Source organism: Bradyrhizobium sp. S3.7.6 (assembly GCF_054061875.1).
The window spans coordinates 8,354,203-8,371,326 of record NZ_JBSSEQ010000001.1; the positions used below are offsets into that span (position 1 = coordinate 8,354,203).

16 protein-coding genes are annotated in these 17,124 nt (G+C 64.9%); 10 read left to right on the top strand and 6 right to left on the bottom strand.

The genetic code is table 11. The annotated features are described in order from the left end of the window. Positions 1 to 86: 86 nt before the first annotated feature. Positions 87 to 863 (bottom strand): SDR family NAD(P)-dependent oxidoreductase, encoded by a 777-nt coding sequence (locus tag ACVJ5M_RS40295; RefSeq protein WP_283017701.1) that lies wholly within the window; start codon positions 861 to 863, stop codon positions 87 to 89. Positions 864 to 938: 75 nt separating this feature from the next. Between ACVJ5M_RS40295 and ACVJ5M_RS40300 the strand changes: the two genes are divergently transcribed. After that, the gene (locus ACVJ5M_RS40300) at positions 939 to 1,400 is read left to right on the top strand and encodes a MarR family winged helix-turn-helix transcriptional regulator (protein ID WP_084795397.1); all 462 of its coding nucleotides are present in this window, start codon (positions 939 to 941) and stop codon (positions 1,398 to 1,400) included. 75 nt (positions 1,401 to 1,475) lie between these two features. On the opposite strand, the gene ACVJ5M_RS40305 is transcribed toward ACVJ5M_RS40300, so the two are convergent. Then, entirely contained in the window at positions 1,476 to 2,270 is a 795-nt protein-coding gene (locus ACVJ5M_RS40305; protein ID WP_063985431.1) for an SDR family oxidoreductase, read from the bottom strand. A gap of 93 nt (positions 2,271 to 2,363) precedes the next feature. Beyond that, positions 2,364 to 3,059, bottom strand: a complete 696-nt coding sequence (gene trhA, locus ACVJ5M_RS40310) for a PAQR family membrane homeostasis protein TrhA (protein ID WP_354098070.1) — start codon at positions 3,057 to 3,059, stop codon at positions 2,364 to 2,366. A 179-nt stretch (positions 3,060 to 3,238) separates the two neighbouring features. On the opposite strand from trhA, the gene ACVJ5M_RS40315 reads away from it, so the two are divergent. The 4 genes from ACVJ5M_RS40315 (at position 3,239) to ACVJ5M_RS40330 (ending at position 6,968) form a co-directional block, all read left to right on the top strand. Further along, positions 3,239 to 4,708: a YcjX family GTP-binding protein gene (locus ACVJ5M_RS40315; protein ID WP_354098069.1), complete on the top strand. Its 1,470-nt coding sequence runs from the start codon at positions 3,239 to 3,241 to the stop codon at positions 4,706 to 4,708. Beyond that, positions 4,705 to 5,730, top strand: coding sequence for a YcjF family protein (locus ACVJ5M_RS40320; protein WP_063985433.1), 1,026 nt, complete (start codon positions 4,705 to 4,707; stop codon positions 5,728 to 5,730). Before ACVJ5M_RS40315 ends, ACVJ5M_RS40320 begins: the two co-directional genes overlap by 4 nt. Positions 5,731 to 6,316: 586 nt before the next feature. Continuing rightward, positions 6,317 to 6,451 (top strand): hypothetical protein, encoded by a 135-nt coding sequence (locus tag ACVJ5M_RS40325; RefSeq protein WP_256376432.1) that lies wholly within the window; start codon positions 6,317 to 6,319, stop codon positions 6,449 to 6,451. 313 nt (positions 6,452 to 6,764) lie between these two features. Next, a complete protein-coding gene (locus ACVJ5M_RS40330) occupies positions 6,765 to 6,968 on the top strand; it encodes a hypothetical protein (RefSeq protein WP_063985435.1) in 204 nt (67 codons plus the stop codon). Positions 6,969 to 6,980: 12 nt separating this feature from the next. Here the strand turns inward: ACVJ5M_RS40330 and ACVJ5M_RS40335 are convergent, their stop codons facing one another. After that, positions 6,981 to 7,223, bottom strand: a complete 243-nt coding sequence (locus ACVJ5M_RS40335) for a hypothetical protein (protein WP_063985436.1) — start codon at positions 7,221 to 7,223, stop codon at positions 6,981 to 6,983. Between the two features lie 256 nt (positions 7,224 to 7,479). Beyond that, entirely contained in the window at positions 7,480 to 8,985 is a 1,506-nt protein-coding gene (locus ACVJ5M_RS40340) for a glycosyltransferase family 39 protein (RefSeq protein WP_063986685.1), read from the bottom strand. Positions 8,986 to 9,413: 428 nt separating this feature from the next. Here ACVJ5M_RS40340 and ACVJ5M_RS40345 point away from each other — a divergent pair, with 428 nt between their 5' ends. From ACVJ5M_RS40345 to ACVJ5M_RS40360, 4 genes are all read left to right on the top strand, one after another. Further along, positions 9,414 to 11,144, top strand: coding sequence for an adenylate/guanylate cyclase domain-containing protein (locus tag ACVJ5M_RS40345; RefSeq protein ID WP_155794894.1), 1,731 nt, complete (start codon positions 9,414 to 9,416; stop codon positions 11,142 to 11,144). Between the two features lie 217 nt (positions 11,145 to 11,361). Then, positions 11,362 to 12,561 (top strand): SorA family sulfite dehydrogenase catalytic subunit, encoded by a 1,200-nt coding sequence (gene sorA / locus ACVJ5M_RS40350; RefSeq protein WP_283017702.1) that lies wholly within the window; start codon positions 11,362 to 11,364, stop codon positions 12,559 to 12,561. Positions 12,562 to 12,573: 12 nt separating this feature from the next. Continuing rightward, positions 12,574 to 12,882, top strand: a complete 309-nt coding sequence (gene sorB, locus ACVJ5M_RS40355; protein ID WP_063985439.1) for a SorB family sulfite dehydrogenase c-type cytochrome subunit — start codon at positions 12,574 to 12,576, stop codon at positions 12,880 to 12,882. Between the two features lie 208 nt (positions 12,883 to 13,090). Next, the gene (locus ACVJ5M_RS40360) at positions 13,091 to 13,291 is read left to right on the top strand and encodes a cold-shock protein (protein ID WP_008134691.1); all 201 of its coding nucleotides are present in this window, start codon (positions 13,091 to 13,093) and stop codon (positions 13,289 to 13,291) included. A gap of 170 nt (positions 13,292 to 13,461) precedes the next feature. On the opposite strand, the gene ACVJ5M_RS40365 is transcribed toward ACVJ5M_RS40360, so the two are convergent. After that, the gene (locus ACVJ5M_RS40365; protein WP_038954741.1) at positions 13,462 to 13,923 is read right to left on the bottom strand and encodes an Lrp/AsnC ligand binding domain-containing protein; all 462 of its coding nucleotides are present in this window, start codon (positions 13,921 to 13,923) and stop codon (positions 13,462 to 13,464) included. A gap of 113 nt (positions 13,924 to 14,036) precedes the next feature. Here ACVJ5M_RS40365 and putA point away from each other — a divergent pair, with 113 nt between their 5' ends. Further along, positions 14,037 to 17,036, top strand: coding sequence for a bifunctional proline dehydrogenase/L-glutamate gamma-semialdehyde dehydrogenase PutA (putA, locus tag ACVJ5M_RS40370; RefSeq protein WP_231143619.1), 3,000 nt, complete (start codon positions 14,037 to 14,039; stop codon positions 17,034 to 17,036). Positions 17,037 to 17,124: the final 88 nt, after the last annotated feature.

The following is a 17,124-nucleotide window of genomic DNA, read 5'->3' on the forward strand; positions in this document are numbered from 1 at the left end:
GAAGCGAAATCCGGGAATCGTGCCGCAAGCGAGTCGGCCCCGGATTACGCTGCGCTCCATCCGGGCTACGAACTACGACTACGACATCACGACGCCAAGAATCCCCCGTCCGCCGCCAGCACGTGCCCGACGACATAGGATGACGCGTCGGACGACAGCCACACCACGGCCTCCGCGACTTCCTCCGGGCTCCCCATCCGCCGCAGCGGCAGGCCCGCACTGACGGTCGCGACATCGCCGACGCCGGCGCGCAGCATCATGTCGGTGACGACCCGGCCCGGCGCAATCGCGTTGATGCGGATGCCGCGCGGGGCATTCTCCATCGCGGCCGAGCGTGTCAGCGAGATCGCGGCGGCCTTCGAGGCCGAGTAGAGCGAGAAGCCGGGATTGGGATTGCGCACGCCGCTGACGGAGGCGTTGACGACGATGCTGCCGCGGCCCTGCGCCAGCATCGCCGGCAATTGATGGCGCAGGCACAGGAACAGCGCACGGACATTGGTGTCGAACACCGTGTCGTAGATCTCCGTGCCCTGCTCTTCCAGCGGCGCACGGCGCTCCTGGAATCCGGCATTGTTGAAGGCGACATCGAGCCGGCCGCAACGCTCGACCGCCGTGCGAACCAGACGTTCGACGTCATCCTCTTGCGTGATGTCGGTTTGGATCGCGATCGAGTCAGCGCCGAGCTCCCGGCACGCTGCGGCGGTGTCCTTGATTTCGGCTTCGCGCCGCCCCGCAACGACGATCGCCTCGGCGCCTTCCGAGGCCATCCGCAGCGCCGTGGCGCGGCCGATGCCGCTGCCGCCGCCCGTGACGAGGCAGACCTTGCCTCTCATCCGCATCCCGGCCGGCACAGTTCCGCTCATGGCTCACTCCAAAACGCTTGCGCGCGACGTTGCGCGCATATAGTTGTATGATACAACTATATGCTGGGAGTCAAGATGGCCGAGCTTGCGCTGATCGACGACATCCGCGCCGCCTCGCGATTGATGGTGCGGGAGCTCGGCTTCATGGATGCGACGGTGGCGGCCTCGGACTATCCGCCCTCGGCGGTGCACACCATTTTGGAGATCGGCATCCGCGGCCCGATGAACTCAGGCGAGCTCGGCGATTTCCTGCGGCTGGAGAAATCCAGCGTCAGCCGCCTGGTGCGCAAGCTGGTCGATTGCGGCGAGCTGCGGGAGACGCCTGATGAAGCCGATGCGCGCAGCAAGCTGTTGTCGCTGACGGCGAAGGGCCGGCGCACGCTGGAGGCGCTGCACGCGTTCGGACGCCAGCAGGTGCGCGGCGCGCTGGCCGCGCTGACAGAGACCGAGCAGCGCACGGTGCGCGAGGGCATGATGCTCTATGCGCGGGCGCTGCGGCAGAGCCGGATGGAGGACGAGGGGGAGTCGGCGGCGTAGCTAGGTGTCCCGCCCCCCGTACGCAATTGCGCACTAGGCGGGGCATGACAGGGTCAATCGCGGAAACTGCGCCGGCTACTTCCCGAACTCCTCCCGCATCTTCGCCTGGATCTTGGCCATGCCGCCGATCCAGCGGTCGTAATTCTCGGTCTTCTTGCGCATGTAGCCGAGCACCTGGGGGTGCGGCAGGATCAGGAAGGTCTCCTGCGCGAGGCCGGCGAGCACGTCTTTCGCGACCTGCTCCGGCGTGAGATCGCCGTCGCCGGATTGCGGGCCCTTCGGGATCGAGCGCAGCATGTTGGTGTCGACGCCCTGCGGACAGAGGATCGAGACCTTGATATTGTCCGCCTTGTGCGAGATCGCAAGATTTTCGGCAAAGCCGACCGCGGCGTGCTTGGTGGTGGAATAGGCGGGGCTTCCGACCTGCGACAGCAGGCCTGCCGCCGAGATCGTGTTGAGGAAATAGCCGCCGCCGCGCGCCTTCATGCGGGGAATGAGATACCGCGCCGCATAGACATGGGCCATGACATGGATCGCCCAGCTCCGCTGCCAGGGCTCGTCCGAGGCGCCGCCGGCATTCACCGACATCGGATCGAAGCCGCCGCCGATGCCGGCATTGGAGCAGAACAATTCGATCGGGCCGAACTGCCGCTCGGTCTCCTCGATGACGTGGGCGATCTCTTTTTCCTGCGCGACGTCGCATCTGAAGGCCGCACCATCCACCGTGGCGGCGACGGCTCTTGCATTGGCGGCGTCCATGTCCGCGACGACGACCTTGGCGGCACCCGCCTTGTGGAAGGCCTCGCACAGCGCCTTGCCGATGCCGTTTGCGCCGCCCGTGACGACCACGACCTTGCCGGTCACCTGCATGCGACGTCTCCTCTTTGTCTTGTAGCGCTTCTCTTTTCGGATAGCGCTTCGCTATCTTATACCGCTTCGCTAATTCCGCTTCGCGGATCTTGCTCAGCTCAACACGAGGTCGAGCACCGCGGTATAATGGCACGCCGCGCCGGCCAAGACAAAGCCGTGCCAGATCGCATTCTGGAAGCGCAGCCGCCGCCAGGCATGGAAGATCACGCCAAAGCTGTAGAGCAGGCCGCCCGCAAGGATGAAGCCCAGCACCAGCGCAGGCAGCGCCTTGACCACGGCGTCGTAGACCATCACGCCGCTCCAGCCCATCGCGAGATAGATTCCGACTGCGACGCGGTCGAACCGGCCGGGGTAGAGAAGTTTCAGCACGATACCGAGGATCGCGACGCACCAGACGCCGCCGAGCAGCACCAGCGCGAACACAGTGTCCCTCACCTCGAGGATGAACGGCGTATAGGTCGCCGCGATCAGCAGATAGATCGCGCAATGGTCGAACCGCCGCAGCAGCCATTTGGCCGGCGAGACCGGCCAGAGATTATAGGTCGCCGACAGCACCAGCATCGAGAGCAGGCCGGCGACATAGATCGAGACCCCGACGATGTTGGTGGCGTCGGCATAAACCGCCGTCAGCACCACCAGGACCGTGGCGGCGACGATGCCGCAGAACACGCCGATCGCGTGGATCACGCCGTCCGCGATCAATTCGGCACGGTCGTAGTTCCAGCCGATCGCGTCGGCCGCGGCGTGGACGGAGGTGGATGCGAGCTGTTTCAGCTGGAAGACGGTCATGGCAATCCGCAAGGCTCAGACAATGCCCTCTTGTAGGGTCTTTCGCGATCGGCGCATCGTTCAAACGGCTGATTTGCCGACAAAGGCGGTGGAAGTATGAAGCTTGATTTTCCCTACGCAATTGCCACTTTTGTGAACGGCTTCACTGTTCCGCCCGCCCCGAGATCAATCACGTTCATATGGCATTCAGTTTCCAGGATATGGTCGAAGAAGCGCGGCTGTCGGCCAGGGCGCTGATCGACTATGGCGAGCACTTCTTCAACCCGACGGTGCGTCTCGGGGTCACCGGCCTGTCACGGGCCGGTAAGACCGTATTCATCACCGCGCTGATCCACGGCCTCACCCGCGGCGGCCGCTTTCCGGTGTTCGAGGCCTATGCCTCCGGCCGGATCGCGCGGGCGCATCTGGCGCCGCAGCCGGACGACGCCGTGCCGCGCTTCGCCTATGAGAACCATTTGCGCGCGCTGCTCGAGGAGCGGCGCTGGCCGAACTCGACCGTCGACATCAGCGAACTCAGGCTCGTCATCGACTATCAGCGCCAGAACGGCGCCGATCGCACATTGACGCTCGACATCGTCGATTATCCCGGCGAGTGGTTGCTCGACCTGCCGCTGCTCCAGAAGAGCTATGAGCAATGGTCGGTCGAAAGCCTCGCGCTGTCGCGCGAGGCGCCCCGCGCGCATCTTGCGGGGGATTGGCACGCGCATCTCGCGACGCTCAAGCCCGAGGCGCGCGAGGACGAGCAGGCGACGCTCACCGCGGCAAAGCTCTTCACCGGCTATTTGCGCGCCTGCCGCGACGAGCGCTTTGCGATGAGCCTGCTGCCGCCCGGCCGCTTCCTGATGCCCGGCAATCTCGCCGACACGCCGGCGCTGACTTTTGCGCCGCTCGACGTACGCGTGGGCGGCCAGGCACCGGACGGCTCGCTGTGGGCGATGATGGTCCGCCGCTTCGAGGCCTACAAGGACGTCGTGGTGCGGCCGTTCTTCCATGATCATTTTGCCCGGCTCGATCGCCAGATCGTGCTGGCCGATGCGCTCGCCGCGTTCAACTCCGGCCCCGAAGCGCTGCACGATCTCGAAGCCGCGCTTGCCGGAATTCTCGACTGCTTCCGCATCGGCCGCAGCACGTTCCTCTCCAGCCTGTTCCGGCCGCGTATCGACCGCATCCTGTTCGCGGCGACCAAGGCGGACCATCTGCATCATTCCAGTCACGACCCGCTCGAGGCGGTGCTGCGCCGCGCGGTCACCCGGGCAGTGGTGCGTGCGGAAGATACCGGCGCGGAGATCGACGTGGTGGCGCTCGCCGCCGTTCGCGCCACGCGCGAGGCCCAGGTCGCGCATGGCCGCGACAAATTGCCGTCGATCCTGGGAACGCCAGCGGCCGGCGAAAGCGCCGGCGGCGAGTTCTTTGACGGCAACACGGAGGTTGCGACCTTTCCGGGTGACCTGCCGCCGGACCCCGAGGCGCTGTTCAACGGCACCGACGCATTCCGGGGCCTCGCGACCCAGGCCGCCGAGAAGAGCGATTTTCGCTTCCTGCGCTTCCGTCCGCCAAAGCTCGAACGCGAAGGCAATGACGAGCCGGCGCTGCCACACATCCGCCTCGACCGTGCCCTGCAGTTCCTGATCGGAGACAAGCTGTCATGAACGACCGATCCAAGCCGCGGCGGCCGGCGACGTTCCGGCTCGACGATCCCGGCGTCGTTGTCACCGAAGCCGACGAAGCGGCGCGGCTTGGCCGCACCACGATCCAGATCACGCCCGAGCACGATCCGCAGGCATTGCCGGTGCCGATCGAGGCCGCGCTCCCGGCGCGTCGCGGCTTTCCCTGGGGCACGCTGTTCTGGTCCGGGCTCGGCGGGCTGACGCTGCTCGGCACCGGGCTCGGCGTGGTCCGTCTGATCGAGGATCTGTTTGCGCGCAGCGAAACGCTCGGCTTCGTCGGCCTCGCATTCGCCTTCGTCACCGCACTGGCGCTCGCGGTGGTGATCGGGCGCGAGGCCTTTGGTCTGGCGCGCCTTGCAACCATCGAGAAGCTGCATGCGCGCGCCGCGGCAGTCCTTGCCAGTGACGACCGCAAGGAGAGCCGCGTGATCGTGCAGGACCTGCTCAAGATCGCGCACCAAAATCCGCAGCTTGCACGCGCGCGCGCGACGCTGGAGAGCCACACGGGCGAGATCATCGACGGCGCCGACATGATCCGGCTTGCCGAGCGCGAATTGATGTCGCCGCTGGATGCGGAAGCGCGGCGACTGGTGTCGTCGGCCGCACAAAAAGTCTCGATCGTGACCGCAGTTTCACCACGCGCGGCGATCGACGTATTGTTCGTGTTCGTAGCCGCGTTGCGCCTGATCCGTCAGCTCGCTTTTCTCTATGGCGGCCGCCCCGGCGCGCTCGGCATGATCCGCCTGCTCCGCCACGTGATCGCCCATCTCGCTATCACCGGCGGCATGGCCGCGAGCGACAGCCTGGTGCAGCAGATGCTCGGCCATGGCATCGCGGCAAAGCTGTCGCAGCGGCTCGGCGAAGGTGTGCTGAACGGATTGCTGACCGCGCGGCTGGGTCTGGCCGCGATCGACGTGACGCGCCCGCTGCCGTTCGCGGCGCTGCCGCCGCCAAAACTGTCGGACCTCGCGACGGATCTGCTGCGGAAGAAGGACGAGGAGTAGCGGCGCTATCCGCGCCATCGTTCGCGCCATTCGCCGGACCGACACATGGCGCGGCGCCTGAATGAGCGAAGCTTAAGCTCGCGGTTCATCGGGAAAGTCGAAGCTGACAATGATAAACCCGACCGCACCAAACACCAACAGCGCCAGGAACAGTGCCGCAACAGCAAAGGACCACACGAAAGGCTCCGAGCAGCTGATGCCACCCAATCGAGCCAACGAGCGGAATATCATCCCTCGCCGGCTGATCTGAGGCAGACCCGGACGGGGTTAAAGGGCAATTGTCCGGTAAAATGACCTTGCTCAGTCAAGCCGCACCTCGCAAGCGAACTATCGAGTTAGCCCTTTCGAGTATTGGAGGATTATGTGCCGCAGTTAATGGCAACTGAGCACAAGGAGGCGGCAATTCAAGTCGCCGCTTTCAAGTCAGCCTCTGGCCGCCCCATACCACGGCGCATCAGCCCGTTAAGAAACTGGTTACCAGTCAATGTCACCATTTGCATATTAGGCCGCCATATGCGGCGCGCATTCTGAGAACGTCTCAATATTTCGACACGCTCGGTTGGCGGTCTCTTTCAGGAGAGGCCCAATGTTTAAGGGCTTAATGGCAGCGCTTGTGGCGCTGATCAGCACACTGCAGCTGGATCGATACCTGACCAATGGTCGGTACACCGACGCGGCCACGGATATGCTGCGGCAAATCAGGCGCGCGTTTGGATTTTGAGGTGCACTGGACGATTTGAGGCCGGTGATGAAGGGCATCCCCTGGACTGATCTCGACGCGGAGGAGCAACGCGCCATTGCGATATTGGGCGCCGGGCTCCCGATCGAGCTGTGTGACCCCGTCGCTCTCCCAAGATTGAAGCGGCTCGGGCTGATCGCAGGGTCTCATTTGACCGCTGCTGCGCACGAGCTGCGGAGGCGCGTTGTTCTGGAAGAACTCAGTGCGCGGGATTGAGCCGCGCAACCAATTGGCACGATCGATCCTCGCCTGGTCGGGAGTGCCTTGACGGGGCTAACAAGGCGTGGGGAGTTTGATGGCGGCAGGTGCAATTGAGCTGATCGTGGAGGGCTACGTTTCCCTCAAGGACCAAGCAGCTCTTGATGAGCTTCGGACACAGCGTCGCAAACTTATCGCAGATCTCGATGCATGTACCGGGATCGACTGCAGGAGTACCATCCGGCAGATCGAGGAAGACATCGTCGTGATTGAGGCCGGGCTGGCGCGGTTGCCGACCTAGTCGGCCGGATGTTTAGAGATTGCCCGGTGTCGTATCGGCAACGGTGCACCCGGTGTGGATCAGGTCCTTCTTGGTCACCCGCACGCTGCCAAGATAATAACCTCGCTCCTGGACGGCTGCCCTGATCTCGTCGCTGACCTTGAGAACTCTCGCTCTGCTCTTGCGCCATTTGTTGGAAGAGTAGAGCGCGGGCATCGGAGAGCCGTTGCTGACGACGAGGAAGTCCCGCTTGCCATTGCGATAGACATCAAACATGTCCTATCCCCGCAGATAATATCAATAAGAGAAAATATGTTTCGTCACGATAGCTCCAGCTTAGCGGCTTAAATGCTTGAGCGGGTGGTAATCTGGGATGGCGGCCTGTGAATGTCGGGAAAAATGCTGGTTGCAGCTAAGCGATCAGCTCAGATTTCTGCTCTATGTTGTTCTCATGTCACGCTAGGCCGCTTCAACGCGTGGCCTCGTTTGCCTTTGGGACCCCACAAGGGGAGAAGGGAAGAAGGTTGCCTCGCTAGGCGAGCGTACGTTTCTCGAATTCCCCCGCCAGCACCCGCCATTGAAACAGCGGCGAATCCGTTGGCGGCGAGAGTTCCGGCGTCCAGCCGGTGAGCTTCTCAATCACGTAGGTATCCGTCAGAACGCCGCGCCACCGACGTTCGACCTGGCCGAGCTGCTCGCGCTTCGCCGGGATCGATCCCCACACCGGTGCGCGATTGTCCGGCTCTCGCCCGACATAGATGCCTGCATGCCCGCTGATCCGATCGATGCCGGGATCGCGAAAATCCTGGAAGCGGCCGCGTTCGTTGATCTCGACGACGGGCACGCGGCCCCTGAACAACCAGCGCATCATCGCGTAGGTGCGATAGTCCGTCGTCGCGATCCAGGTCGCGCCGGTCTCGTCGAGCGCGGCCTGCGCACGCGCAGCTACCTGCTCGTAGCCGGCCTCGGCGCCGATCGGATCGATCTTGCCGAGGAGATTCCAGGGCGCGGCGACGTAGTACAGGAACACGATGACGACGAAGGCGATCCCCGTGACGACCGCCGTGTTGAGCCAGAAAATGCTCGACCGGATCATCCGCGCCGACCAGTGCTCGCGCGACAGCATGACGAGGTTGACCGCGGCGGCGGCAAAGCCGACCGGCCACATGAACATCGGCCAGGTGTCGCCGACCCTGAGCGTCGTCGACTTGAACAAGAAATAGAGGAACGGCACCAGCACCGCGGTCGACAGCAGGATCGCGACCGGCTCGCGCGTGCGATAGCCGCGCCACGCCGTCATCACGAGGCCTGACAGCACGACCGGCAGCATGACGAAGCCGACCAGGCCGAATTGCAGGCCGATGTAGTCGCCGATCGTGCGCAGCGAGATGCCGTAATTGGCGGTGGCCCGCACACCCTGGAAACGGAACGAGGCCCAGTCGTGCTGCGCGTTCCAGATCAGCACCGGGGAGAACACGGCAATCGCGATCAGCACCGCGAGATAGGGGTAAGGACTGCGCAGCCAGCGCCAGCGCCAATCCGGCACCAGCAGAAACGCGGCGACCGCCGGCGCGAACATGATCGCGGTGAATTTCGACAACATCGACAGTCCGGCGAACAGGCCCGCCGCCAGCCACCAGCGTCCATCGCCGCCCTGCGCGAGCCGCACCAGGGACCACATCATCGCCACCGCGAACGGGATCATGGCAACGTCCGGCGCGACCTTGGCCATCAGCAGGCCGTAATAGAGCGCAGCCTCCGGCATCAGCACCGCGAACATGATGGCGCGCGCATCATGAGTGAGGCGGCGGACGATGTCGGCGAGCAGCAGCTGCGTGACCAGCATCGCGACGATGCCGCCGAAACGGACGCCGAGCACGGTGTCGCCGAAGATCGCGGTACCAAAACGGATGAACCAGGCGATCATGGGAGGATGATCGAGGAAGCTGAGCGCTCCCTCCTTCGACCAGGTCCAGTAATAGGCCTCGTCGGTGCGCAGCTCGATGGCGGAGGCGTAGACGATGCGCAGCAGCGTCATCGCGGCGATGACGAGCACGGCCACGACGAGGGGCCGGCGCACGGCGCCGGCTGCGGGCGTAGTGATATCAGGGGCTGTCGTCACGGCCGCGCTTTTCGCCAACCTGGGAGGGGGAGTCAATGCGGGGGCGCCGCGCATATCGCTGTCGTCCCGGGGCGCGACATAGTCGCGAGCCCGGGACCCATAGCCACAGGGAGGAGTCGTGGCGCGAACTGGTAACCACGAGTCTTCGTCAAATCCGATCCTGTGGCTATGGATCCCGGATCGCCGCGCCGCTTGTCCGGGACGACAGCGGTGGGTGTGGCGCGCGCCTTTGCCCACCCTACGGTTCGGTAACCTTGCCGCGCATGTGATCAGGCCAGCTGTCCGCCCCTGGAATTAAACGCTACGCTGGCTGTTCTCCTTCATGAACTGATACAAACCGAATCATGGCCACTGCATCCTCACGATTGTCCGAACTGTCCCGCGCGACCAGCATGCGGCAGGTTCGGCTGGTCTGCGGCGTCATCCTGTTCTCCTACGTGGTGAGCCATTTCCTCAACCATGCGCTCGGCAACATCTCGGTCGATGCCATGGAGATCGGGGTCTACTATCACACGGCGTTCTGGCGGTTCCTCCCCATCGCGATCGTGTTCTATACGGCCGCGCTCACGCATATGGGGCTCGGAATCTACGCGCTCTATCAGCGCCGCCAGTTCCGCTGGCGAACGATCGAGCCGCTCCAGCTCGTGCTGGGCCTGAGCATCCCCGCCCTCGTCATGGCCCATGTGATCGGCGTCCGGCTCGGCTACACGTTGTACGGACACCAGAAGCTCTATCCGCAGGAACTCTATCTGTTCTTCGTCACGTCGAACCGCATCTGGACCATGACGGTCCTGCTGATCATCGCCTGGGTCCATGGCTGCATCGGCATCTATTTCTGGCTGCGCCTGAAGCCGTTCTTCGCGCGCGCCGCGCCTTATCTGCTCGCCGCCGCCGTGCTGATCCCGACGCTGTCGCTGCTCGGCGTCTACCAGGGCGGACGCAGTGTGCAGATCGAGGTCGACGACGGCGAATGGCGCACGCACAATCTCACCCGCCGCCAGCTCGGCTCGACCGCGGAAGCCGCGACGCTCGACCGCATCACCGGCGGCCTCACCATCGGCTATGTCGGCCTGCTCGGACTGGCGCTGGCGGCACGCGGCGTGCGCGCCTTGCGCGAGCGGCGCCGCGGCATGATCGCGCTGTCCTACGGCAACGGCAAGACGGTGCGCGTGCCGAAGGGCCTCTCCGTGCTGGAGGCGAGCCTGCGCCACAATGTGCCGCATGCCAGCGTCTGCGGCGGCCGCGCCCGCTGCTCGACCTGCCGCATCCGCATCATCGGTGACCATGCCGCCCTGCCCGAGCCGTCGCAGCGCGAGGCCTTCGTGCTCGCGCGCGTCGGCACTGCCGATCCCTCGATCCGGCTTGCCTGCCAGCTGCGGCCGGACTCCGACCTCTCCTTCTTCCAGCTGTTCACGCCCCACACGCATTCGGCGGACGGGCAGGCCTCGACATCGGCCAGAATCGGCCAGGAGCGCTACCTCGTCAGCCTGTTCGTGGACATGCGCGGTTCGACGCAGCTTGCCGAGAAGCGGCTGCCATTCGACACCGTTTTCATCGTCAATCGTTTCCTCGGCGCCGTCTCGCGGGCCGTGATCGAGAATGGCGGCCAGCCGAACCAGTTCGTCGGCGACGGCATGCTGGCGCTGTTCGGGCTGTCAGCCGATCCGGAGACCGCCTGCCGGCAAGCGCTGAAGGCTGCCGCCGGCATCGCCACGCATATCGACGAGCTCAACGAGCTCCTGAGCCACGATCTCCGCCAGCCGATCCGCTTCGGCATCGGCATTCACGGCGGCGAGGTCATCATCGGCGACATCGGCTATCGCGATCACATCGTCTTCACCGCGCTCGGCGATGCCGTCAACGTCGCGGCCCGGCTCCAGGACATGACCAAGACACTGGCCTGCGAAGCAATCGTCTCGGAGGAGGTCCGCCGTACCGCGGGCCTTGCCGACGATGCGCTGCCGCAGCAGGAGGTCGCGATCCGCGGCCGCGACGAGCCCCTGGCCGTGCGCGTGGTTGCGGACACGAGGCAGCTGTCGGCGCTGGTTGACCGAAGCGAGCGCGTCGCAGCTTGATTCTTCACCTCTCCCCGCTTGCGGGGAGAGGGAGTGCACTGTCACTGCGGCTACAGCTCGGCAATCTCGTTACGAACGTAACACCGGCTTGCTGCAACGCAGCGACATGGGCCTGCTGCGAAAGCACGAATTGACTTCATCTCGATCGTTGCGACAGATGAGCGCGGGATCGCGGTGATGACTGCGGTCCAACGAAAAGCTCCGGGAGGAGACGAGAATGTTCGATCGACGCGACCTGCTCAAAGGAGCGGGCCTTGCCGCTATGGCGGCCACACTGAATTCCACCAAGGCGCTGGCACTCGACACCGTCACGCTTCCCTTCGCCAATGGCGAGCGGCCGCTGGTGAAATATCCGCAGAAGCGGCCGATGATCGGCCTGACCAGCCGGCCGCCGCAGCTCGAGACGCCGTTCGCGATCTTCAACGACGGTCCGATCACGCCGAATAACGCGTTCTTCGTGCGCTATCACCTCTCGGACCTGCCTTACAATCTCGATCCCGACAAGTTCACGCTCGAGGTCAAGGGCAAGGTCGACAAGCCGCTCAAGCTGTCGCTCAAGGACATCAGGAAAATGAAGGCGACCGAGATCGTCGCCGTCAACCAGTGCTCCGGCAACAGCCGCGGCTTCTCCGAGCCGCGTGTCGCCGGTGGCCAGCTCGCCAACGGCGCGATGGGCAATGCGCGCTGGCGCGGCGTGCCGCTGAAGGCCGTGCTGGAGATGGCAGGCGTGCAGAGCGGCGCCAAGCAGGTCACCTTCAACGGCATGGACGGCCCCGTCAGCGACAAGACGCCCGATTTCGTCAAGGCGCTCGATCTCGAGCACGCCACCGACGGCGAGGTGATGCTGGCCTATGGCATGAACGGCGAGGACCTGCCGTTCCTCAACGGCTTTCCGCTGCGCCTGATCGTCCCCGGCTATTACGGCACCTACTGGGTCAAGCACCTCAACGAGATCACCGTCATCGACAATGTCTATGACGGCTTCTGGATGAAGTCGGCCTATCGCATTCCGGACACGCCGAACAATGCGGTCGAGCCGGGCACCGCGCCGAAGGCGACGATCCCGATCAACCGCTTCACCATCCGATCCTTCATCACCAGCGTTCCCGACGGTGCCAAGCTGAAGGCAGGCGGCACGACGCTGCGCGGCATCGCCTTCGACGGCGGCAAGGGCATCAAGGACGTCCAGGTTTCCACCGACGGCGGCAAGACCTGGGTCAGCGCCAAGCTCGGCAAGGATCTCGGCAAATACTCATTCCGTGAATGGAAGCTGCCGGTGAAGCTCGCGGCGGGCGCCCACGAGCTCAGGGTGCGCGCCACCGGCAATGGCGGCGAGACCCAGCCGGATGCGCCACGCTGGAACCCTGCGGGTTATCTACGCAACGTCGTCGAAACCGTCCGCGTCACCGTGGCCTGAGAGAGAATGATCATGCAGCGCACCGTTCTCCTCGCCATCTCACTCACCGTCGCCGCAATGGTGGGTTCGGCGCTTGCAGCGCCGCTCAACTACAAGACGCCCGACGAGGTCGCGGCCTTCAAGCCAGGCCCCAATCTCGAGGTCGTGCAGGGCAATTGCAGCGCCTGCCACTCGGCCGATTACGTCAACACGCAGCCGCCGATGAAGGACAAGAAAGGTTTTTGGCAGGCCGAGGTGACCAAGATGATCAAGGTCTATGGCGCCCCGATCGACGATGCCGATGTCGGCAAGATCGTCGATTATCTGGCCGCGACTTATTGACGGATGGCGCGCGGCGTGCCGATCAATTGACCGCGAAACGGGCAGAATCGGCAAAATCGCTGCGAAGTTGAGCGGAATTCGGCGAAATGCCGATATGGTTTGAGCTACCAAGCCGGCCACATTCCGCGTATCCTGTTAGGACCGAACCGGCCGGTTGGCGGGGACTGGCGGTTCGAGATCTCGGAGGAAGACCCGCGGAGAAGACGTGATGGCTAAAGGTACGGTCAAGTGGTTCAACCCGACGAAGGGTTATGGATTTATCCAGCCTGCGTCGGGCGGCAAGGATGTGTTCGTGCATATCTCGGCAGTGCAGAAAGCCGGTCTGTCGTCCCTGAACGAAGGACAGACGGTGGAATACGAAGAGATCGCAAACCGGGGCAAGACCTCCGCAGAGAACCTCAAAGTATAAGCCCGGCAGCCTTTGCTGCCTCCCGGATCTGTCCGGGAGCCGGGCCAAAAAAATTTTAGAAGACGGCCAGTGCATTCGACGACGGGCGTTGCGATTGCACACGGAGAGCTATTTTCCCGCGAAGACCGCTCGTTCAACGCCACAGCAATGACAATCGCGACGGCCCTTCGTTAGTCCACCGGCAATGGTGCGTCGCGCTTGATCTCTTCCATCACCGCATAGGTTCGCGTCTCGCGCACGCCCGGCATCGACAGCAACGTCTCGCCGAGGAAGCGTCGATAGGCGGTCATGTCCGCAAGCCGCGCCTTCACAAGATAGTCGAAGCCTCCTGCAACCATGTGACACTCCAGCACCTCGGGTGCGAGTTTCACCGCGCGCGCGAACCGCTCGAAATTGTCCGGCGTGGTCTTGTCGAGCAGCACCTCGACGAACACCAGAAGACCCAGGCCGAGCCGGTGCGGATTGAGCCGCGCGCCGTAGCCCTCGACAAAGCCCTCCCGCTGCAACCGCTTCAGCCGCTCGCCGACCGAGGTCGGCGAAAGCCCGATGCGCTCCGCAAGCTCGACATTGGCGATGCGCCCGTCCTGCTGCAGAATTGAGAGGATCTTCCGGTCGATTCGATCGAGTTCCATATTTATGTGGCCAATGTACCAATGATCTTCATTTTCTAAGGCAAAATGGCTAATTTGTCTATCGAACTACGGTCTAGCGGGCCTTATCCTGGATTCGAGCCACAGGACACGCCATGCCGAACATCCCGCCGCCCTTCACCGCCCCCTATGCGCCCGATGATGCCGAGATTGCCGCGCGACTCTTGCCCGCTTCGCATCTCGGCCCGCCGCAGGAGGCGCGGATCGACCGCACCGCGACGCGGCTGATCGAGGCGATCCGCAAGCGCGACGACCGGCTTGGCGGGGTCGAGGACATGCTGCGGGAGTTCGCGCTTTCGACCAAGGAGGGGCTCGCCCTGATGGTGCTGGCCGAGGCGCTGCTCCGCGTGCCCGACGCGCGCACCGCCGACCAGTTCATCGAGGACAAGCTCGGCGAAGGCGACTTCATCCACCACGAGACCAAGTCCACGGCCTTCCTGGTCAATGCCTCGGCCTGGGCGCTCGGCCTCTCGGCGCGAGTGATCCAGCCCGGCGAGACGCCCGACGGCACCATCGGCCGGCTGGTGAAGCGGCTGGGCGCGCCGGCGGTGCGCACCGCCACGCGCCAGGCGATGCGGCTGATGGGCAACCATTTCGTGCTGGGGGAGACCATCGAGCAGGCGCTGGAGCGGGGCAAGCCGCGCTCCGGCCAAAAGACGCGCTACTCCTTCGACATGCTCGGCGAGGGCGCGCGCACGGCGGAGGACGCCAGGCGCTATTTCGACGCCTATGCGAGCGCGATTCTGACCATCGGCAAGGCTGCGGGCAGCTATCCCCTGCCCGACCGGCCCGGCATCTCGGTCAAGCTGTCGGCGCTGCATCCGCGCTTCGAGGCCATCAGCCGCAACCGCGTGATGGGCGAGCTGGTGCCGCAACTGCTGGACCTGGCGCAGCGCGCCAAGGCGCATGATTTGAACTTCACCGTCGACGCCGAGGAAGCGGACCGGCTGGAGCTGTCGCTCGACGTGATCGCGGCAACGCTCGCCGATCCCTCGCTCAGCGGCTGGGACGGCTTTGGCCTGGCGATCCAGGCCTATCAGAAGCGCGCGAGCGCCGTGATCGACTATGTCGACGCGCTCGCCCGCGCGCATGACCGCAAGCTGATGGTGCGGCTGGTCAAGGGCGCCTATTGGGACACCGAGATCAAGCGCGCGCAGGAGCGCGGGCTGGACGGCTATCCCGTGTTCACGCGCAAGGCGATGACGGATCTGAACTACGTCGCCTGCGCTTCGAAGCTTTTGAGTCTGCGGCCGCGCATCTTTCCGCAATTCGCCACCCACAACGCGCTGACGGTCGCGACCGTGCTGGAGCTTGCGCAAGATGGCGGCGGCTTCGAATTCCAGCGCCTGCACGGCATGGGCGAAGCGCTCTACGAACAGCTCGCCAAGGATCATCCTGACATCGCCTACCGCACCTATGCCCCGGTCGGCAGCCATCGCGACCTGCTCGCCTATCTGGTGCGGCGGCTGCTGGAGAACGGCGCCAACTCGTCGTTCGTGGCGCAGGCGGCCGACTATCGTGTGCCGGTTGTGGCGCTGTTGCAGCGTCCGGCCGATGCCATCGTCCGGCCGCAAGCGGCGGCCCATCCCAGAATTCCGTTGCCGGGCGATCTGTTCGCGCCGGACCGGCGCAATTCGCGCGGCGTCGAATTCGGCGCGCGCGCGGCGCTCGACCGGCTGCTGGCGGACGCGAAGGCCGAGGCAGCCGACCTCAAGCCCATAGCCGACACAACGCCGGACCGAGCCAATGCGTCGGTGACTGCTGCGCGCGCCGGCTTTGCCGCCTGGAGCCGAACGCCGGCGGCCACGCGCGCGGCCGCACTGGAGCAGGCCGCGCATCTGTTGGAGAGCCGGAGCGCCCATTTCATCGCGCTGCTGCAAGCCGAGGGCGGCAAGACGCTGGACGATGCGCTATCGGAGCTGCGCGAGGCCGCCGACTTCTGCCGCTACTATGCCGCACAGGGTCGAAAGCTGTTCGGCGTTGAGGCCGCCATGCCGGGCCCGACCGGCGAGAGCAATGCGCTCGCGATGCGCGGCCGCGGCGCCTTCGTCGCGATCTCGCCGTGGAATTTCCCGCTGGCGATCTTCATGGGCCAGGTCACGGCGGCGCTGATGGCCGGAAACAGCGTGATCGCAAAACCCGCCGAGCAGACGCCGCGCATCGCGCGTGAGGCCGTAGCGCTGCTGCACGAGGCCGGCATTCCCAGGAGCGCGCTGCATCTCGTCACCGGTGACGGCCGCATCGGCGCCGTGCTGACGGCGCATGCCGACATCGCCGGCGTCGTCTTCACCGGCTCGACCGAGGTCGCGCGCCTGATCAACCGGACGCTCGCCGCCAAGGAGGGGCCGATCGTGCCGCTGATCGCGGAGACCGGCGGTATCAACGCCATGATCGCGGATGCGACCGCGCTGCCCGAGCAGGTCGCCGACGACGTCGTGACCTCGGCCTTCCGCTCCGCCGGCCAGCGCTGCTCGGCGCTGCGGCTGCTGTTCGTGCAGGAGGATGTCGCCGACCGCATGATCGAGATGATCGCGGGCGCGGCGCGCGAATTGAAGATCGGCGACCCCGGCGATGTCGCGACCCATGTCGGTCCGGTGATCGACGCTGAGGCCAAGCAGCGCCTCGATGCGCATATCGCGCGGATGAAGTGCGAGGCGCGGCTACACTTTGCAGGCACTGCGCCCGACGGCTGCTTCGTCGCCCCGCACATTTTCGAGCTCAAGGACGCCGGCCAGCTCACCGAGGAGGTGTTCGGCCCGATCCTGCACGTCGTGCGCTATCGCGCGGAAAACCTCGACCGCGTCCTGCAGGCGATCGAGCGCAGCGGCTATGGACTCACGCTCGGCATTCACTCCCGGATCGACGACACCATCGAGGCGATCATCGATCGCGTCCAGGTCGGCAACATCTATGTCAACCGCAACATGATCGGCGCCGTGGTCGGCGTGCAGCCATTCGGCGGCAACGGGCTGTCCGGAACCGGCCCGAAAGCGGGCGGCCCGCATTATCTCGCACGCTTTGCGACCGAGCAGACCGTGACGATCAACACCGCGGCAGCCGGCGGCAATGCCGCGCTGCTTGCGGGGGAGGAGTGAAGCCCTGCGCCTGGCGCCGTTGCATCCCGCCGAAACATCGGTCTAATGCTGCCATGACTTGACCTGCGCCAATTCCAGCGCGCGGGAA

Excerpts from the sequence above, each read along its gene's own strand:
- ACVJ5M_RS40295 (WP_283017701.1), bottom strand. The coding sequence starts at position 863 with ATGAGCGGAACTGTGCCGGCCGGGATGCGGATGAGAGGCAAGGTCTGC.
- putA (WP_231143619.1), top strand. The coding sequence starts at position 14,037 with ATGCCGAACATCCCGCCGCCCTTCACCGCCCCCTATGCGCCCGATGAT.
- ACVJ5M_RS40300 (WP_084795397.1), top strand. The coding sequence starts at position 939 with ATGGCCGAGCTTGCGCTGATCGACGACATCCGCGCCGCCTCGCGATTG.
- ACVJ5M_RS40335 (WP_063985436.1), bottom strand. The coding sequence starts at position 7,223 with ATGTTTGATGTCTATCGCAATGGCAAGCGGGACTTCCTCGTCGTCAGC.
- ACVJ5M_RS40365 (WP_038954741.1), bottom strand. The coding sequence starts at position 13,923 with ATGGAACTCGATCGAATCGACCGGAAGATCCTCTCAATTCTGCAGCAG.
- ACVJ5M_RS40305 (WP_063985431.1), bottom strand. The coding sequence starts at position 2,270 with ATGCAGGTGACCGGCAAGGTCGTGGTCGTCACGGGCGGCGCAAACGGC.
- ACVJ5M_RS40325 (WP_256376432.1), top strand. The coding sequence starts at position 6,317 with ATGTTTAAGGGCTTAATGGCAGCGCTTGTGGCGCTGATCAGCACACTG.
- ACVJ5M_RS40315 (WP_354098069.1), top strand. The coding sequence starts at position 3,239 with ATGGCATTCAGTTTCCAGGATATGGTCGAAGAAGCGCGGCTGTCGGCC.
- sorB (WP_063985439.1), top strand. The coding sequence starts at position 12,574 with ATGCAGCGCACCGTTCTCCTCGCCATCTCACTCACCGTCGCCGCAATG.
- ACVJ5M_RS40345 (WP_155794894.1), top strand. The coding sequence starts at position 9,414 with ATGGCCACTGCATCCTCACGATTGTCCGAACTGTCCCGCGCGACCAGC.
- ACVJ5M_RS40360 (WP_008134691.1), top strand. The coding sequence starts at position 13,091 with ATGGCTAAAGGTACGGTCAAGTGGTTCAACCCGACGAAGGGTTATGGA.
- trhA (WP_354098070.1), bottom strand. The coding sequence starts at position 3,059 with ATGACCGTCTTCCAGCTGAAACAGCTCGCATCCACCTCCGTCCACGCC.
- ACVJ5M_RS40320 (WP_063985433.1), top strand. The coding sequence starts at position 4,705 with ATGAACGACCGATCCAAGCCGCGGCGGCCGGCGACGTTCCGGCTCGAC.
- ACVJ5M_RS40330 (WP_063985435.1), top strand. The coding sequence starts at position 6,765 with ATGGCGGCAGGTGCAATTGAGCTGATCGTGGAGGGCTACGTTTCCCTC.
- sorA (WP_283017702.1), top strand. The coding sequence starts at position 11,362 with ATGTTCGATCGACGCGACCTGCTCAAAGGAGCGGGCCTTGCCGCTATG.
- ACVJ5M_RS40340 (WP_063986685.1), bottom strand. The coding sequence starts at position 8,985 with ATGACGCTGCTGCGCATCGTCTACGCCTCCGCCATCGAGCTGCGCACC.